This window comes from Thalassospira sp. MBR-102 (genome assembly GCF_040549275.1).
Taxonomy (GTDB): Bacteria; Pseudomonadota; Alphaproteobacteria; order Rhodospirillales; family Thalassospiraceae; genus Thalassospira; species Thalassospira xiamenensis.
The window spans coordinates 168,134-184,735 of record NZ_JBEPTC010000003.1; the positions used below are offsets into that span (position 1 = coordinate 168,134).

The window sequence follows — 16,602 nt, forward strand, 5'->3', positions numbered from 1 at the left end:
CCCTGTTTTGCAAGAGCCAATAGAACATAACCGCCTTGTCCATGTCGGTTTGCGCCGCGGAATTGCCGGGTTTACAGACATAAAAAAAGGGACGGTAATGGTTACCGCCCCTTTCCGGAATGATTCGAAAAACGAAAATTCGTTTATTCGTTGTATCCCACTTCATCGATCATGCGTACGGCATCCGCACGCAGACGCGCAATTTCAGACAACGGCAGCTCATCAGCCTTGAACGTGCCCCACGACTTCACATAGTCGGACCATTCAACACCCGGCTTGACCGGATATTCGTAATTCACTTCGGCATAGATTTTCTGTGCCTCGTCACCCGAAAGGAATTCCATCAACTTGACGGCGTTTTCCTTGTTCGGGGCACCTTTGATCAGGGTCATGCCGGAAATGTTCATCGACATGCCGCGGTCATTCTGATTGGGGAAGATAATATTTACCGATTCCGCCCATGCGCGCTGTTCCGGGTCATCAAGCATCTTGCCGTAGTAATAGGTATTGGCAATCGCGACATCGCATTCGCCTTCCTTGATCGCCTTGACCTGACCACGATCATTGCCCTGTGGCTTGCGTGCAAGGTTTGCTTTCAACCCTTCGAGCCATGTTTTGGCTTCTTCTGTGCCGTGATGCGCAATCATCGAAGAAACCAGCGCGATATTGTAATCATGCGTACCAGAACGGGTACAAACGCGGCCCTTCCATTTCGGATCGGCAAGATCTTCGTATGTGGCAATTTCGCCCTCGGTCACACGGTCTTTCGATGCATAAAGAGCGCGACCACGCTGGGTCAGCGCGAACCACTGATCGTTTTCATCGCGCAAGTGGGCCGGAATATTTGCTTCCAGAACATCACTATTGACGGCGTCGGTGACACCGGCATCGACGGCTTCCTTGATGCGGCTGATATCGACGGTCATCAGGACATCCGCCGGGCTGTTTGCACCTTCCTGCTTGATCCGCTCAACCAGACCTTTTTCCGCGAAGATCACATTGACCTTAACTCCGGTTTCCTTGGTGAAGCTCTCGAACAGGGGCTCAACAAGGAAAGGCTGGCGCAGGGAGTAGACATTCACTTCCTGTGCAGAGGCGGCCGAAGCCGTAACGGCGGCAGCACCCAACACCGTGCCACAGATGATTCTCCTGATATCCATCGAAACGTTTCCCTTGAAATCTTTTCACCACGACATGCGTTTGCAAGTCACTTGCAACCAGGCATCAGCACTAATCGCAAATGATTCGCAATTCAATACAGATCACACAAAACGATCCCGTCGGTGTGAAACGTTTCACTTTACCGAAACCGGGATATCTTAAAGCAGATTGAATGATCCGGCGCTTGAAGCCCGCCAGGCGTCGAGGAATTCCTGATAAGCCGGGATATCCCCTGCCCGTTCCTCAAGCCATGCGACGGTCAGATTGATGGCGTGATTATAACCGTCATGGTCGCTTAATCCGGTGTGGAGAACATAGCGAAGATAAAGAAGATAGGTGTTGAGAACATCCGTTTCGCAGTAACGACGAATGCCTTCAATCTCGCCATTGTCATACATGTCCGAAACTTTGCTACCATCAACGCCGGTCTTGCCCGGAAGATCAAGGGCGGCACAGACCTCGTTCATTTTGGTTCTTGCGGATGCACCGTAGTCGGAAAGAACTTCGGCAAGGTCGCAATGCCAGTTTGGCGCATAACGCGACGTATAATTTTCCCACTTGTTGGCGGATTGGTGTAACCACCGCGCACTCACCCCATGCTTCATCGCGCGATATTTCAAAACCGGCAGATCGAACCCGCGACCATTGAAACTGACAAGCCTAGGATAAAGTTTACCGCAATAGGCAAAGAAACCGTTCACAAGGTCCTTTTCCTCGCTGATCAGATCACCACCGGAACGCAGTTCTTCGATCTCGTAAGTTTCAAGATTTCCGTCGCGCTGGATCGCGGCGCGCAGGAAACTGATCGCGACAACCTTGTGAAATGGTTGGCGCGGGAAACCGTTTCGACCATCGGTGATATCTAGATGATATTTTTCGAGCATCTCGCGACCTGTTGCCGGATCAGGTGCGGTTTCGCCGGTCAATTGTGGCAGAACATCGATATCGGGAACGGTTTCGATATCAAAAACAAACAGACTGTCATGCGTCATGGTGCCCCCGGTAAAAATGCGTTTGGCGCAGCATAAACATGCCACAGGAAAGTTTCACGAACTTCCGGTCAAAATTCCACCCCCGCAATCGTAAATACACTGACATCTCCTGACATCGTTGTCAGGAGGAGTGTTTTAGACTGCAACCCATCATGGCTCATCACAAGTCCGGCAAATGTCGGCAAGCAGGGTTGCGTCATCTTTGGGCCCGAGGTTAAACTTTGACCTACCTGTATCAGGGGCAAAGTCCAGTCAGGGAACCAAATGAACAACCACTGGTGACATGACGGCATCCAACCGTCGGACATTGCATTTGATGCGCTTCCGGACCGTAGAAGATAGTCAAAGGGAAAAATGATGAACATCCTGCCTACCGGAGCCGCAATGCTTATGGCCGCTGGCCTTGCATTTTCCAGTTTCACAAGCGCACAGGCACAGGATGCCAGTTGCGAGATTGATCGCCCGGTGATGTTCGCCGGGCTGAATTATGACAGTGCGCTTTTCCACAATGCTGTCGCGCGCTTTATCATTGAAAAGGGTTATGGCTGCCAGACCGACGCCCTGCCCGGTGATGTGATTCCGCTTTTGACCGGTGCGGGTAAAGGCGACATCGACGTTGTCATGGAAATCTGGCGCGATAACGTGGCAGACGCATGGAAAAAGGCAGAGGCCGCCGGAAATGTTACCCAAATCGGGGTGAATTTCGATGATGCGGTCGAAGGCTGGTTCGTGCCGCGTTATGTGATCGAAGGCGATAAGGAACGCGGGATCGAGCCGATGGCGCCCGATCTAAAGTCGGTCGATGATCTGCCCAAATACGCCAAACTGTTCGAAGACGCCGAAGAACCGGACAAAGGCCGCTTTTACAATTGCCCGGCGGGCTGGGTTTGCGAAAAGGTCAATTCGGCGAAACTCGTGGCCTATGGCCTTGATGACAGCTTCACCAACTTCCGCCCGGGCACCGGTGCAGCGCTTTCTGCGGCAATCGCCTCTGCGCACAAGCGTGGCGAGCCAGCACTTTATTACTATTGGGGGCCGACATGGGTGATGGGTCTTTATGACAGCTATCGCCTTGAAGAACCGGCCTATGATCAGTCGATCTTCGACAAGCTGAAAACAGATCCAAACCCGAAAAAAGCCACGGCCTATCCCGAAAGCACGGTTACGGTCGGGGTTAATACGGAATTCATGAAATCAGCGCCCAAACTGATCGAATTCCTGACGCATTATGAAACCAGCAACGCCATGGTTTCGGAAATGCTGGCCTATATGCAGGAAAACGAAGAAAAGCCCGAAGATGCAGCACTTTATTTCCTGAAAGAAAAGCCGGACGTTTGGAAAGCCTGGGTGCCGGAGAAAGTGGCAGAGCGGGTTGAGGCCGCGCTTTAAAGCAGGTATCAACCTGATCGCAATGCGGTCTTGCAAATGTTGATCACGGGGCAGATTTCGATCTGCCCCTTTTTGCTGCGCCTTCAAAATTGGTTAGGGGTGGAAACAATCGAGGCAATCCGGATTGCCCCATTCTAGTCCACGGAAAACCGGTCGTATCCGGTCGGCGGCCTGGGGTCGACTTCTTCGGTATCCATCAGGCGGGCAACATGCTGCAATGAGGTCAGAATGCGACTGCGTTCGTTCATATCAAGCATTTCATAGCGCTGCATGAATTCACCGTCCATCAGCGGTGGCGTATCGCTCAGTACGGCAAGCCCCTTGTCGGTAAGGCGACTATTGACCACCCTCTTGTCATCCGCGTTGCGAGCCCGCTCGATAAAACCGCGATCTTCAAGCCGGTTCAGGATCGTCGTAACGGTTGCCTGACTAAGCGAGACATGCCGCGAGATTTCCTTGACCGTCACCGCCCCCAATTCTTCGATTGCCAGAAGCACGACAAGCTGCGGAACAGTAAGACCACAAACCTTCATCACATGTTTTGAATGCAGATCGGTTGCACGAATGATCTGCCTCAGCGCGACCAGAACATCGAGAAACTCTCTTCTTTTCTGCTGATCCGTGATCATACGCGCCGTTCTCCCTGTCATGTTATCGGGCCAACTTAGCGCCATTATAATTTGACATCAAATGTTTTGATCTGTAACTATCAAAACACAGAATGTGACGAAATTGGGGGAGCAGGCGCGATCCGGCGCAAAGATCACACCTGTCTCGACATGACATTTTCAATGGATGACATCGCGTGGTTTCCGCAACCCGGGATCGACGACGCTTGTTGTCCGACAACAACAAATGACAAGGGCCAATGACCGATAAAATCGTTGTAAAGGACCTTTATAAAGTCTTTGGCGACCGTCCTGATCAGGCAATGCAGATGATCAATGACGGGATCGACAAAGCCGAAATTTTTGACAAAACCGGACAAACCGTCGGGGTTTGCGGCGCCAGCTTCACCGTCCGCCAGGGCGAGATTTTCGTTGTGATGGGGCTTTCGGGATCTGGAAAATCGACACTTGTTCGCCTGCTGAACCGTTTGATCGAGCCAACGTCGGGCCAGGTTCTTTATGACGGCACCGACATTGCCGCCATGAATGACGAAGAATTGCGCGAATTACGCCGCAGGGACATGTCCATGGTATTCCAGTCCTTTGCACTGATGCCCCATATGAGCGTTGTCGAAAATGCAGCATTTGGCCTTGAATTGGCGGGTGTTGCCGAAAACGAACGCCATGAGCGCGCCCTGAATGCGCTTGATCAGGTCGGACTGAAAGCACAGGCCAATTCCTACCCCGATGAACTTTCGGGTGGCATGCAGCAGCGCGTCGGCCTTGCCCGTGCCCTTGCCAACGACCCATCCGTTATGTTGATGGACGAAGCATTTTCCGCCCTTGATCCGCTGATCCGTACAGAAATGCAGGACGAACTTCTAACCCTGCAACGTGAACACAAGCGCACCATCATCTTCATCTCGCACGATCTGGATGAAGCGATGCGCATCGGTGACCGTATCGCGATCATGGAGGGCGGCATTGTCGTTCAGGTCGGAACGCCTGAGGAAATCCTCAACAATCCGGCCAATGACTATGTCAAATCGTTCTTCCGTGGTGTTGATGTCTCAACAATTCTTACGGCCAAGGATATCGTCGTAAAACGCCAGGTTACTGTGATCGAACGCGAAGGTGTTGGCCTTAAAACAGCCCTTAACCGCCTGCGTAACGAAGACCGCGAATATGGCTATATCGTTGGTGACAAGCTTGATTTCCACGGGATCATTTCCGTCGACAGCGTCGATCAGGCGATCAAATCAGGTGCCGACAAACTTTCAGCAGCTTTCCTGCCTGATATCGAAGCCGTTTCCCATGACACCCAGCTTTCCGACCTGATCGGAACCGTGGCACATACGCCATGCGGCGTGCCGGTCGTCAATGAAAACGGCAAATATCTTGGCGTAATCAACAGAGCCAATCTTTTGGCGACTCTCGACCGCGAAGGAGATGGCGCAAATGGCTGATAACAGCAATCCGTGGGGTGCTGCCACCGATACCGGCGCGGCAGATGCAGCAAAAGACGCAACCACATCAGGTGCCGCCGATGCGGCCCGGAACGGCGCATCCAATCCATGGGGTGGCGGTGACGCTTCTGACACGGCAGGAGACTGGCTTTCGAATGCCGCCCCTGCCCCGGAACATCATTTTGATATCCTCCATCCTTTTCAGGATGCGGTCATTCCACTTGATATCTGGGTCAATCATGGGTTGGAATGGGTCGTCGATAACTTTCGCAGCGTCTTTCAGGCGATCCGCTGGCCGATTGATGCGGTCCTATCGGGTGTCGAAACCGGGTTGCAGGCAACACCAGCCATCGTTGTCATTCTGATCCTGTCATTGATTGCGTGGCAGTTGGCCGGTCGTCGCCTTGCGATTGGTACTTTGATTTCGATGATTGCCGTTGGTCTGATCGGTGCCTGGTCAGAAGCCATGGTGACATTATCATTGGTTATCACATCGGTTCTGTTCTGCGTGGTCCTGGGCCTGCCGACCGGTATCTGGCTGGCACGCAATGAACGGGCAGCAAATACGGCACGCCCCGTCCTTGACGCAATGCAGACAACACCTGCGTTTGTTTACCTTGTGCCTATCGTGATGCTGTTTGGTATTGGCAACGTTCCGGGCGTGGTGGTGACCATCATCTTTGCCCTGCCGCCACTGATCCGCCTGACTATTCTGGGTATCCGTCAGGTGCCCAGCGATCTGGTCGAAGCGGCTCGTTCCTTTGGCGCCAGCCCGAAACAGCTTCTGTTCCGTGTTCAGCTTCCGCTTGCCATGCCGACAATCATGGCAGGTGTGAACCAGACCCTGATGCTTGCCCTTTCGATGGTGGTGATCGCCTCGATGATCGCTGTTGGTGGCCTTGGTCAGATGGTTTTGCGCGGCATTGGTCGCCTTGACATGGGCCTTGCCACAGTTGGCGGTGTCGGGATTGTCCTTCTGGCCATCGTGCTTGACCGCATGACGCAGGCGCTTGGTCAGGATAGCCGCAGCAAGGGCACCCGCCACTGGTACGAAAGCGGCCCGGCCGCAGCTATCCGTTCCCTTATGGGCAAGAAATAGCCGGCACGCCGGTTTGAAAACAAGGGCAGAAAACTGCTCCAATCAACCAACAAGGAGAAGCTAATGACGATCCTGAAGAAACTTTCCACCGGTGCAGCCATTGCTGTCACCAGCTCGTTTCTGATCAGCGGCACTGCTTTTGCCGACAACATGAAACCGGGCGAAGGCGTTGAAGTTCAGCCGCTTAAAAGCTCGATCGCCGAAGAAACATTCCAGACCGTTCTGGTAATGAAGGCGCTTGAAGAGCTGGGCTATAACGTCAATGATATCCAGGAAATCGAATACGCTGCGGGCCACGTTGCCATCGGCAATGGCGATGCGACCTTCTTGGCCGATCACTGGAACCCGCTGCATGCCGATTTCTACAAGGCTGCTGGCGGTGACGAGAAAATCTATCGCGAAGGTGTATATTCACCGGGCGCATTGCAGGGTTACCTGATCGACAAGAAAACAGCTGATGAATACAACATCACCAATATCAGCCAGTTGTCCGATCCGGAAATCGCCAAGATTTTTGACAATAACGGCGACGGCAAAGCTGATCTTGCGGGCTGCAACCCGGGTTGGGGCTGCGAAGGTGTGATCGAACACCACCTTGATGCCTATGACCTGCGCGACACGGTGGCCCACAATCAGGGTTCCTACTCGGCGATCATCGCCGATACCATCACCCGTTATAAGGCTGGCGAGCCGATCCTGTATTACACTTGGACCCCTTATTGGGTTTCGGGCGTTCTCGTACCGGGCAAAGACGTTACCTGGCTTCAGGTTCCGTTCTCGTCGCTTCCGGGTGAAAACAAGGAAGCCGATACCGCCCTTCCGGACGGTTCGAACTATGGCTTCCAGGTGAACAACCAGCAGATCATCGCCAACAAGGCATGGGCCGAAGAAAACCCGGCTGCAGCGAAACTGTTTGCGATCATGGAACTGTCAGCCAACGACATCTCGGCCCAGAACCTTCGCATGCGCGATGGCGAAAAATCGGCCGAGGATATCGACCGTCATGCAGATGCCTGGATCAAGGCAAATCAGGCGAAATTCGATAGCTGGCTTGAAGAAGCACGTAAAGCTGCGATGTAATCGCGTTAAGGCTTTGAAGCTTTAACGTCTTTGACGTGAAAACAGCCCGCCTGAATGGGGCGGGCTGTTTTATTATCAGTTCCTGACGCAAAAAACTGTCAGGAGATGTCAGTCCCTCAAGCAATTAATCGTGCGTAGGCGGGATCATATTGCTAGGCTCCTACGTTCATTGGTTTTCTGAACACAACCGGCCGGACGCGCACGATGTTTCCAGAACAATTGAATGTGCCCTTGGGCAAATGGGTCAATCGCTTTGTCGACTGGCTGGTGGTGAATTATGGCGATGCTTTTGAAGCGTTTGCCGACAGCCTGCTGACAATTTTGGTCTGGCTTGAACAAATCCTGCGCGGAACGCCTTGGTGGATCGTGGTGATCGCGGTTGCGGTCATCGGATTTCATGCCAGCCGCAACTGGAAAATTGCCGCCGGACTGGCAATCGCAATGATTGCCATCGGATCGCTGGGGCTTTGGGACAAGGCGATGCAGACCCTTGCCCTGATGATCGTGGCAACGTCACTTTCGGTGATCATCGGCGTTCCGGTCGGTATTGCGATGGCGATGTCCAACCGGCTGCGCGCCGTGATGCTGCCGATCCTTGACACCATGCAGACAATGCCAAGCTTTGTGTATCTGATTCCAGCTTTGATGCTGTTTGGTCTGGGCAAGGTACCAGCTATCCTTGCAACTGTGATTTACGCGGCCCCGCCGGTAATCCGTCTGACCGATCTGGGCATCAGGCTGGTCGATGCCGAAGTGCTTGAAGCATCCCGGTCATTCGGAGCCAGCCGCAAGCAAATCCTCTGGAAAGTGCAACTCCCCCTCGCCCTACCCAACATCATGGCCGGGATCAATCAGACGACAATGATGTCGATCTCGATGGTGGTGATTGCATCCATGATCGGTGCGCGCGGCCTTGGTGAACAGGTATTGATGGGCATCCAGCGCCTTGATGTTGGTGCGGGTATGGAGGCCGGTATTGCGATTGTGCTTCTGGCGGTTGTGTTTGACCGGATCGGTCAGGCTTATGGCAGACGGTCCCAACGCAGCCACAAGGCGGAGGAAAAGCCATGAGTTATATTGAAATCCGCCATATTTTCAAAATCTTCGGCCCGGATCCGCAAACAGCACTTAAACTGGCGCAAGACGGTGCCGATAAGGATGAAATCCTTGCCAAGACCGGCCATACGGTCGGCCTGCATGATGTATCACTCTCTGTCGAACGGGGTGAAACATTTGTGGTTATGGGGCTTTCGGGGTCAGGAAAATCAACCCTGATCCGGCATCTGAACCGCCTGATTGATCCGACGTCAGGCGAAGTCCTTTTTGACGGCACTGATATCCTTGCCATGAGCATCAGTGAATTGAATGCATTTCGGCGCAAAAGGCTTGGCATGGTGTTTCAGCGCTTCGGGCTTTTGCCCCACCGCAGTGTGATCGACAATGTCGGCTATGGTTTGGAAATTCAGGGGATTGATCGCAAACCACGCGAAGATGCGGCTCGCAACTGGATCGAACGGGTCGGCCTTGCCGGATACGAAGATAAATTCCCCGATCAGCTTTCAGGCGGCATGCAGCAGCGCGTGGGCCTTGCCCGTGCTTTAACAACCGATCCCGAAGTCCTTCTGATGGACGAGGCATTTTCAGCCCTTGATCCACTCATCCGCAATGACATGCAGGATGAGTTGATGAAACTTCAGGGCGAGCTTCATAAAACCATCGTGTTCATTACCCATGATCTGGACGAGGCACTTAAGCTGGGCGATCGGATTGCGATCCTGAAGGATGGCAAACTCATTCAGGTCGGTCGACCCGAAGAAATCATCATGCAGCCCGCTGATGCGTATGTAAGTGCCTTCACCCGCGATGTGAACAGATCACGGGTACTGCGTGCCCGTACCTTGATGCAGCCCGTTGCAAATGGCAGCGACGTCAATGCGGGTTGGCCCAGGATTGCCGGGGACATGCGCCTTGAAGATATCCTGCCCGTCGCACTGGCGACCGAGGGATCAATGGCCGTGATTAACGACAGGCAAGAAACGGTCGGCATCTTAAGCAAACAACAGGTGATTGCAGCACTGGCCGCATAATTTTTTGATTAGAGGCTTCTAATTGCTTGATAAAATCTTATATTCATACGAATACAAGCGATAATATCGGGCAGGAATTCAGTCTCATGGCACTTCGTTGACCACCGGAACCCAAAACATATTGCATGTCGTGTGCGAAAGCGACCGCACGGCTTTGATGCCGGTATCCCTGCTTGGTTTTGACATTCGGGTCTCGTCCATTGCTGATAAAATTCCGCTGGATGCGCAAACCATCGTTCTGGATATCGATCTTGCGAAGGCCGATAATATCACCAAGCTGACAGCGTTTCGCAAAACGGCTCCTGCCCGCTGCAAACAGATTTTCGCGATCACCAAAGGCAACCTGCAGGAAGAATTGCAGGCGACCACTCTTGGCGCGCGCAAGACAACGCACAAACCGTTAAACGATGTCGGGCTGGCAAAGATTATCGAAGACATTCGCGAGGCGGAGGGCATATTTACCCCGACAGCGACCAAAGCGATAAACGCAGCAGCAAAGACACTTGAAAAAACCTTCACCCAGTTCGGAGCAAACAGGCCCGTCGACCTTGACGAAGTTGCGGCAACCGGCGAGGAAGTTGCAAAAACCATTGGCGATGTCGGTGTAAATGAATGGCTATCGACGGTGCGGGCATATCACCAGACAACCTTCCAGCACATCCTGATCGTAACCGGTCTTGCCTGCTCGTTTGCTACTGCAATGGGAATGCGGCGCGGCGATATCGAAAAGCTGACCATCGCCGGATTGCTGCATGATATCGGCAAGGTCGATATCCCGGCTGCAATCCTTGATAAGCCGGGAAAATTAACCCCCGAAGAGTTTGACGTCATCCGTACCCATCCCTTGGCGGGTTACCGGTTCCTTTCCCGGCAAGGCGGCATTGACGAAGACGTTCTGGATGCCATCCTGCATCATCATGAATTCCTGAACGGCACTGGCTACCCTGATGGCCTGTCAGGTGACCAAATTCGCGATCTGACCCGTATTCTGACCGTTTGCGATATCATGGGTGCGCTGCTTGAACGGCGATCCTACAAAGAACCCTTCAGCGTCACAGAATCTTTATCCATCCTTTTGCAAATGGCCAACGACGGCAAAGTGGAAAAGGTCCTGGTGCACGCCCTGGGCAGGACGCTTGAAAAGAACATCAACGCAATCAACGATAAAATCCCGGACGAAAGCCTGATTGCGCTGGCCCCGCTATATCAATCACCCGTCGACGCGTGATAACGCCCGATATCCCCGGCAAGAGCATGATGCGCCGCCGCCGCACGCGCAACATCAACTGAAAACAGTTCGATCAATGCGGGCTGCGCTCTGTCTTTTTCCGATAGTACGGGCTGCTGACCAAATAATTCCCAATCGATCTGAAGATCAGGGTCATTCCACGCGATCCCACGGTCATTTTCAGGGCTGTAATAATCCGACACCTTGTAAATCACGGTGGTGTCGGGCCGCATGGTACGGAAACCATGGGCAAATCCCGGCGGTATCCATAGCTGATACCAGTTTTCCGCCGACAGTTTGATCTTGATGTGGTGCCCGAAAGTCGGTGAATGCGGGCGGATATCAACGGCGATATCCATGATCTCCCCCGTTGTCACCCGGACCAGCTTACCCTGAACATGGGGTTCAGATTGGTAATGCAAACCACGAATGGTGTTGATCGGTTTGCTGATGGACTGGTTTTCCTGCACGAGTGTTACATCGCCAATTGCCGCACGAAATTCATCCTCGCGGAAGGTTTCGGCAAATGTTCCACGCGGGTCACGATGACGGTTGGGGACAAAAAGCACCGGCCCGTCAATGTCAAAACGATCAAATTCCATGGCCTTATCCTTTTACTTCCTGATGGAAACGGGAAAACGTACCAACTGTCGCGGCACCCGCCACTTCCCGTTATGAGGCTTTGGGATCAAACGCACGAACACGAGGCTGGCCTCGTCATCCACAGTGCTAAAAAGCCGATCCTGACTGTCTTCATCAATCATGGTGGCATAGGCCGCAAACGGATCCCCCGGTCCGGCATCGGGGTCCAGATCCTCATCCAGAAGGAACTGCGGATCCGACCAGTTTTTCATATCTGCCGACGTCGAATAAAAGATTCCGTGACGATCTGTACCGTCCTTGTTGCGTTGCCGGTGCTGATAGATCGCAATAAAGTTATTGGTGCCTTCGTGTCGCACCAGCCCCCGGATCGAGGTAATGCCTCTTGGCCCAACGCGGGCGCAATCAGTCTGTTTGACATGCCATCCGTTTTCAGTCAGGCGGGCAGCGTTGATGAAATCCTCGCCATCCCAAACCTGCCAGCTTGACGGGTCATTGGCGGGGGCGCGGACCAGACAATTGCGCGAATTTTCCCATTCCTCTTCCCGTCGCCAGACAATGGCATAAAGATAATTCTGCCAATTGATGATGTTGGTCACGGTTACGTAGCTTGGCGCACGTTTGCGGTCATCGCGATAAGGTTCGGGTGGCGGAAAGGGTGCGTGATGAGGCGGTTTTCCCAGATAATCAAATGTCTTGCCACCATCGGTCGATTTCAGCGTTACCAATCCGTTGATCCAGCAATCAATCCGCTTTGTCCGTCCCTTGCAGGGCATTTCGTGCCGATACGGCATGAAGCTGGCACTGCCCAGTGCATAAACGTTTCTGCCATCATTGGTGTAAATGGCGTGGATCCAGGTGCGGTCATCGAGAAGATCGGGCTGCGCCTTGCCTGCCGCCATAAACCGGCTGTCGCAATCGGGTTTCAGGCTATCGAAACCATACCCGACAAATGCCCGGTTCTGAAAATTCGGCGCAAACAGGATCATGCGCCCCTTGTCATCGCGAAAGGCACGTGCTGGCGCATCGGGCAAATGATGTGAATCACAACCCGCAACGTCACTGTCAAAAATGACTTTTTCCGGTCCCGTGACGGTCAATTCAAGCGCCGAGGAATTCGGAGATGAGAAAGCAAGTATGCCGCCACCGGAAAAGACGGTCGCAATCAATACTGCCGCGTAGCGGAAATGCGATCTGGTTAACACGTCGCCATCCATTACCGTTTGAAACGAAAAGAAACACAGGCATGACCGGCACTAGGAAAACCGGCCACGCCCGCGCAGCATTGATCACGCCGCCTCGACCACGTATGGGGTCGGAGTTGCACCAAGGCGGTGCGCCATGCCGTTCTCTTCAAGGAAGGTTTTAAGTTCGCCAAACCGCATCTGGTAGGTTTCCTCGAAATGGCCGAAATCTGCCTGATCCCAGGCTTCTTCGAAGGAAAACTTGTCGATATAGCGACCGTCGACATGCGGAATGCCCAGCGTTTTGACAAATTCGCGAGTTCGCGTGTCGTAGGTGATGTAAAGCGCAGGCACTTCGTTGGCGAGCGCCAGAAGATTACCATGCAGACGGAAGCCGGTTACGGCATCAAGATGCCGTTCTGCTTCCTCGAAATCTGCCACCGTTTCGAAAACCGCCAGTGACGATTTATACAGTTGCAGGATCGGGTCGTTTTCACCGTAAAGCCAGCGTTCCTTGATAAGCTGGTTGACGGCCTTTGCCATCACTTCGTCCGCGTTGGCAATCTGGTTGCAGCGGGCATAGAAAATGGCCTTTTCTTCCAGTTCACCCGCACACAGGAATTCGGTCTGATATCTCTCCGCAAGTGTGCGCATCAAATAGCGTTGCAGCGTCCCAAAGCCATGTGTTTTGCGCCTTAGGGTAAAACCAAGCCTTTTAATTTCGTTGGCCTTGATGCGGGGGAGACTGAGTTTCGGTTTGCAGTGGCGGAACGCCGTCGGACACCCAAAAACGCGGACATTCTTGATCCCGATCGAGTTCAGCGCCTTTTTCGAGAGATTCCCGCGCACACCCAGCGTTGCCGACCGATGAGATACGATTTGAAGGAAACGCTTGGTCGACTCATTGACGTAGTCTTCGGAATTGTCAGGTGTTTGCACACCAATACCAAATGCAATTACCGGAACTTTGGTTCGCTCCAGCACTCGAATGATCGGGTCCCATTGACCGTTGGTATGGATGTAATTCGATCCGCGCAGAAACAGATAATCAAGCTGGTTGATTTTTTCGATCTGGGCTTCTGAAATATCGCCATTGGCCGAAGCATAAATAGGATAGAGTTCAGCGTAATCAAGAATTCTCAGGGATGAGTCATAGACGAAGCAGTCACCGATATTGGTAAATAGCCGAGTGGCTTTTTCCGGGGATCCAAAAGTATGCGTTACCACTCCGACATTTTCGACAACTCTGCCTGCCGGCATGAGAACGCCGATACGGGGCCTCTGGCCAGTTGAGGGGGTTATCTGGCTCATTTCTGGTACTCCTGCTATGGCGGTTCGGGTCATTTTGATCCTTCTGAACCGCTTGCTCGTAATGGACGTTTCCTCCCTTTCTGGCGCTCGGGTGTTATGCGGCGTCGACCACCTGACGGTTTTTCAGGCTTTCCTCCCAGTCAAGGGCATGACGCACGATCATTTCAAGATCATCATGTTTCGGCACCCAACCGAGTTTTTCGCGAACACGGTCTGCTCCGGCAATCAGCGCCGCGGGATCACCCGGCCGGCGTTCGGCCAGTTTGACCGGGAAATCAACGCCTGATACTTCCTTAACCGCCGAAATCACTTCCTTGACGGAGAAACCGCGACCGTAACCACAATTCATCACGTCGCTTTCGCCGCCATTTTCCAGATATTCCAATGCAAGAACATGCGCATTGGCAAGATCGGAAACATGGATGTAATCGCGAATGCAGGTGCCATCGGGGGTTTCGTAATCTTCGCCATAGATTTCCAGATGCGAGCGGACACCCGTTGCAGCCTGGCTTGCGATCTTGATCAGATGGGTCGCCTTGCGTGACGTCTGCCCTGCCCGACCTTTGGGATCGGCACCGGCAACATTGAAATAGCGCAATGCGACATAATTCATGTCATGGGCAACCGAGGCATCGGCCAGCATCTTTTCCGTCATCATTTTCGACGTGCCATAAGGCGAAATCGGTTTTGACGGGAAATCTTCAAGGATCGGGGTTTTGGCCGGTTCACCATAAACACCTGCGGTCGAGGAAAAGATGAAATGCCGGATACCGGCATCAACAGCGGCCTGTGCAAGCGCACGGGAATTGACCGTGTTGTTATAATAATAATCCAGCGGATAAACGACCGATTCCGGCACGATGATCGAGCCCGCAAAATGCATGATTGCCGTCACATCGTGATCGGTGATGAGTTTGCGAACCAGCTCATAATCACCACAATCGCCTTCGACAAAGGCAGCCCCGGCCGGAACGGCCCAGCGGTGCCCCTGACTAAGGTTATCGAGGACGACGACATGTCGCCCCGCATCCAGAAGTGCAAGCGCTGCGTGGCTACCGATATAACCTGCGCCACCCGTTACAAGTACAGTCATTGCCGTGTCTCCTTGTTATCGCTGCCCGTTTGCGGACATGCTTGTGGTGGCACAGCCATCCCGCCCGATAGTACGGTGCGAAATGGCTGCACCGGGTTTAATCAGGCGACCTTGCGCTCGGGCTGAGCGTCTCGGGCCATCACATCGACCATCTTGTGATCGATATTGTTTTCCGTCAGGAACGTTGCCATCTCGCGATAGGTTTGGAACCAGGCGCGATTGAATTTGTCGAACAGATCCTGATTCCAGTAATCCTCAAGCACGAATTCCTTTTTCGAGAACACGTCATAGGAAGGAATCTGATAGGTTTCGGCAAATTCCACAGTGCGGCTGTCATAGGTGAAATAGATCGATGGAACACCGTTCGACAACGCCATCAGATTGCCGTGCAGGCGATAGCCCAGAACACAATCCTTGGTACGGACCAGATGTTCGTAATCGGCCACGACATCGGAATAGAACAGCTTTTCGCGATACAGCTTTTCCATCGTCGGATCGAGATACCAGTTCTTGACCCAATCGTTGTTTTTAAGGGCCTGCATTGCCTCTTCTTTCTGGGCATTGGTCCCGAAAACCAGTTTCTTTTCTTCGGGTTCGCCCTGGGCCATCAGGGTGATGTCATCGAACCGATGTGCCAGTTCCTTGACCAGATCGCGATGGAAAGTCAGATACCGTTCAATGTTCTGTGCGTAGGCTGGGGAAACTTCGCGCCGCAGGGTGATACCGACATTGCGTACAGCGTCAAGCGACGGGAGCTTGATGCGCATATCCGGATTATTGGACCGGAAGGCCGTCGGACACCCGACAATGCGAACATTGGTAATTCCCAGATCCCAAAGAACCTGGGCAGTGTAAGCCCCGCGCACACCGATTGAAGTCGTGGAATCGGCCATCATCCGCAAGACGCGTTTGGTCTGGTCGGATAATTCCAGCTTGCCCTTGACCGGAGCCTGCGCACCGATACCAAAACCCAGAACAGGCAAGCGCAGCCGCTCGAGGACTTCGATGGTATTGCGCCAATCCATGTCAGAATGGATATAGTTCGACCCACGCAGGAAGACGTAATCGTATTCTTCACGCAGACGATCAATATCTTCCATTTTGGGCTCTGCAATCGGCAGAACGCCGAGCTTGTCATAATTCATCAATTTCAGTGATGAATCGTATACGAACGCATCACCAATATTGTGATAGTGGTCGATACTACGTTGAATATCCTGATAATTGTACCAGCGGACACAATCATGGTCGTAGACTTCGCCCGATGGAATCATTACGAGAACGCGCGCCATAGTATTTCTCCT

15 protein-coding genes are annotated in these 16,602 nt (G+C 53.0%); 7 read left to right on the forward strand and 8 right to left on the reverse strand.

Annotated elements, in window-relative coordinates; translation table 11 throughout:
* Window positions 1–143: 143 nt before the first annotated feature.
* Complete coding sequence (locus ABIE64_RS07325; protein ID WP_110252310.1) at window positions 144–1,160, reverse strand: Fe(3+) ABC transporter substrate-binding protein; 1,017 nt, start codon at window positions 1,158–1,160, stop codon at window positions 144–146.
* A gap of 159 nt (window positions 1,161–1,319) precedes the next feature.
* Window positions 1,320–2,153 carry a 3'-5' exonuclease gene (locus ABIE64_RS07330; RefSeq protein WP_354377011.1) on the reverse strand — a complete coding sequence of 278 codons (834 nt, stop codon included), beginning with the start codon at window positions 2,151–2,153 and terminating at the stop codon, window positions 1,320–1,322.
* Between the two features lie 357 nt (window positions 2,154–2,510).
* Between ABIE64_RS07330 and ABIE64_RS07335 the strand changes: the two genes are divergently transcribed.
* Complete coding sequence (locus ABIE64_RS07335) at window positions 2,511–3,542, forward strand: ABC transporter substrate-binding protein (RefSeq protein WP_354377012.1); 1,032 nt, start codon at window positions 2,511–2,513, stop codon at window positions 3,540–3,542.
* 134 nt (window positions 3,543–3,676) lie between these two features.
* On the opposite strand, the gene ABIE64_RS07340 is transcribed toward ABIE64_RS07335, so the two are convergent.
* Window positions 3,677–4,171, reverse strand: a complete 495-nt coding sequence (locus tag ABIE64_RS07340; RefSeq protein WP_037988469.1) for a MarR family winged helix-turn-helix transcriptional regulator — start codon at window positions 4,169–4,171, stop codon at window positions 3,677–3,679.
* Window positions 4,172–4,410: 239 nt separating this feature from the next.
* On the opposite strand from ABIE64_RS07340, the gene proV reads away from it, so the two are divergent.
* The 6 genes from proV to ABIE64_RS07370 all read left to right on the forward strand — a co-directional run bounded on the left by proV (window position 4,411) and on the right by ABIE64_RS07370 (window position 11,110).
* The gene (gene proV / locus ABIE64_RS07345) at window positions 4,411–5,616 is read left to right on the forward strand and encodes a glycine betaine/L-proline ABC transporter ATP-binding protein ProV (protein ID WP_007089950.1); all 1,206 of its coding nucleotides are present in this window, start codon (window positions 4,411–4,413) and stop codon (window positions 5,614–5,616) included.
* On the forward strand, window positions 5,609–6,715 hold the full coding sequence (proW, locus tag ABIE64_RS07350) for a glycine betaine/L-proline ABC transporter permease ProW (protein WP_354377013.1): 1,107 nt from the start codon (window positions 5,609–5,611) through the stop codon (window positions 6,713–6,715). Before proV ends, proW begins: the two co-directional genes overlap by 8 nt.
* A 63-nt stretch (window positions 6,716–6,778) precedes the next feature.
* A complete protein-coding gene (gene proX, locus ABIE64_RS07355) occupies window positions 6,779–7,795 on the forward strand; it encodes a glycine betaine/L-proline ABC transporter substrate-binding protein ProX (RefSeq protein WP_354377014.1) in 1,017 nt (338 codons plus the stop codon).
* Between the two features lie 204 nt (window positions 7,796–7,999).
* Entirely contained in the window at window positions 8,000–8,866 is an 867-nt protein-coding gene (locus ABIE64_RS07360; RefSeq protein WP_007089953.1) for an ABC transporter permease, read from the forward strand.
* Window positions 8,863–9,882 carry a quaternary amine ABC transporter ATP-binding protein gene (locus tag ABIE64_RS07365; protein WP_354377015.1) on the forward strand — a complete coding sequence of 340 codons (1,020 nt, stop codon included), beginning with the start codon at window positions 8,863–8,865 and terminating at the stop codon, window positions 9,880–9,882. The genes ABIE64_RS07360 and ABIE64_RS07365 overlap by 4 nt, the downstream gene beginning before the upstream one ends.
* A 97-nt stretch (window positions 9,883–9,979) precedes the next feature.
* On the forward strand, window positions 9,980–11,110 hold the full coding sequence (locus ABIE64_RS07370) for an HD-GYP domain-containing protein (protein ID WP_007089955.1): 1,131 nt from the start codon (window positions 9,980–9,982) through the stop codon (window positions 11,108–11,110).
* Here ABIE64_RS07370 and rfbC read toward each other — a convergent pair.
* The 5 genes from rfbC to ABIE64_RS07395 all read right to left on the reverse strand — a co-directional run bounded on the left by rfbC (window position 11,089) and on the right by ABIE64_RS07395 (window position 16,590).
* Window positions 11,089–11,712 (reverse strand): dTDP-4-dehydrorhamnose 3,5-epimerase, encoded by a 624-nt coding sequence (rfbC, locus tag ABIE64_RS07375; RefSeq protein ID WP_071241298.1) that lies wholly within the window; start codon window positions 11,710–11,712, stop codon window positions 11,089–11,091. The two genes, ABIE64_RS07370 and rfbC, sit on opposite strands and share 22 nt — an antisense overlap.
* Before the next feature lie 12 nt (window positions 11,713–11,724).
* On the reverse strand, window positions 11,725–12,915 hold the full coding sequence (locus ABIE64_RS07380) for a hypothetical protein (RefSeq protein WP_354377016.1): 1,191 nt from the start codon (window positions 12,913–12,915) through the stop codon (window positions 11,725–11,727).
* Window positions 12,916–12,999: 84 nt separating this feature from the next.
* Window positions 13,000–14,154, reverse strand: a complete 1,155-nt coding sequence (locus tag ABIE64_RS07385) for a polysaccharide pyruvyl transferase family protein (RefSeq protein ID WP_007089958.1) — start codon at window positions 14,152–14,154, stop codon at window positions 13,000–13,002.
* A gap of 145 nt (window positions 14,155–14,299) precedes the next feature.
* Window positions 14,300–15,298, reverse strand: coding sequence for a UDP-glucose 4-epimerase GalE (gene galE, locus ABIE64_RS07390; protein WP_007089959.1), 999 nt, complete (start codon window positions 15,296–15,298; stop codon window positions 14,300–14,302).
* A gap of 101 nt (window positions 15,299–15,399) precedes the next feature.
* Window positions 15,400–16,590 (reverse strand): polysaccharide pyruvyl transferase family protein, encoded by a 1,191-nt coding sequence (locus tag ABIE64_RS07395; protein ID WP_007089960.1) that lies wholly within the window; start codon window positions 16,588–16,590, stop codon window positions 15,400–15,402.
* Between the last annotated feature and the right edge of the window lie 12 nt (window positions 16,591–16,602).

What these genes read in the sequence shown, in the direction of transcription:
- ABIE64_RS07325 (WP_110252310.1), bottom strand. Translation starts at nt 1,160, where the DNA reads ATGGATATCAGGAGAATCATCTGTGGCACGGTGTTGGGTGCTGCCGCC.
- ABIE64_RS07330 (WP_354377011.1), bottom strand. Translation starts at nt 2,153, where the DNA reads ATGACGCATGACAGTCTGTTTGTTTTTGATATCGAAACCGTTCCCGAT.
- ABIE64_RS07335 (WP_354377012.1), top strand. Translation starts at nt 2,511, where the DNA reads ATGAACATCCTGCCTACCGGAGCCGCAATGCTTATGGCCGCTGGCCTT.
- ABIE64_RS07340 (WP_037988469.1), bottom strand. Translation starts at nt 4,171, where the DNA reads ATGATCACGGATCAGCAGAAAAGAAGAGAGTTTCTCGATGTTCTGGTC.
- proV (WP_007089950.1), top strand. Translation starts at nt 4,411, where the DNA reads ATGACCGATAAAATCGTTGTAAAGGACCTTTATAAAGTCTTTGGCGAC.
- proW (WP_354377013.1), top strand. Translation starts at nt 5,609, where the DNA reads ATGGCTGATAACAGCAATCCGTGGGGTGCTGCCACCGATACCGGCGCG.
- proX (WP_354377014.1), top strand. Translation starts at nt 6,779, where the DNA reads ATGACGATCCTGAAGAAACTTTCCACCGGTGCAGCCATTGCTGTCACC.
- ABIE64_RS07360 (WP_007089953.1), top strand. Translation starts at nt 8,000, where the DNA reads ATGTTTCCAGAACAATTGAATGTGCCCTTGGGCAAATGGGTCAATCGC.
- ABIE64_RS07365 (WP_354377015.1), top strand. Translation starts at nt 8,863, where the DNA reads ATGAGTTATATTGAAATCCGCCATATTTTCAAAATCTTCGGCCCGGAT.
- rfbC (WP_071241298.1), bottom strand. Translation starts at nt 11,712, where the DNA reads ATGGAATTTGATCGTTTTGACATTGACGGGCCGGTGCTTTTTGTCCCC.
- ABIE64_RS07385 (WP_007089958.1), bottom strand. Translation starts at nt 14,154, where the DNA reads ATGCCGGCAGGCAGAGTTGTCGAAAATGTCGGAGTGGTAACGCATACT.
- galE (WP_007089959.1), bottom strand. Translation starts at nt 15,298, where the DNA reads ATGACTGTACTTGTAACGGGTGGCGCAGGTTATATCGGTAGCCACGCA.
- ABIE64_RS07395 (WP_007089960.1), bottom strand. Translation starts at nt 16,590, where the DNA reads ATGGCGCGCGTTCTCGTAATGATTCCATCGGGCGAAGTCTACGACCAT.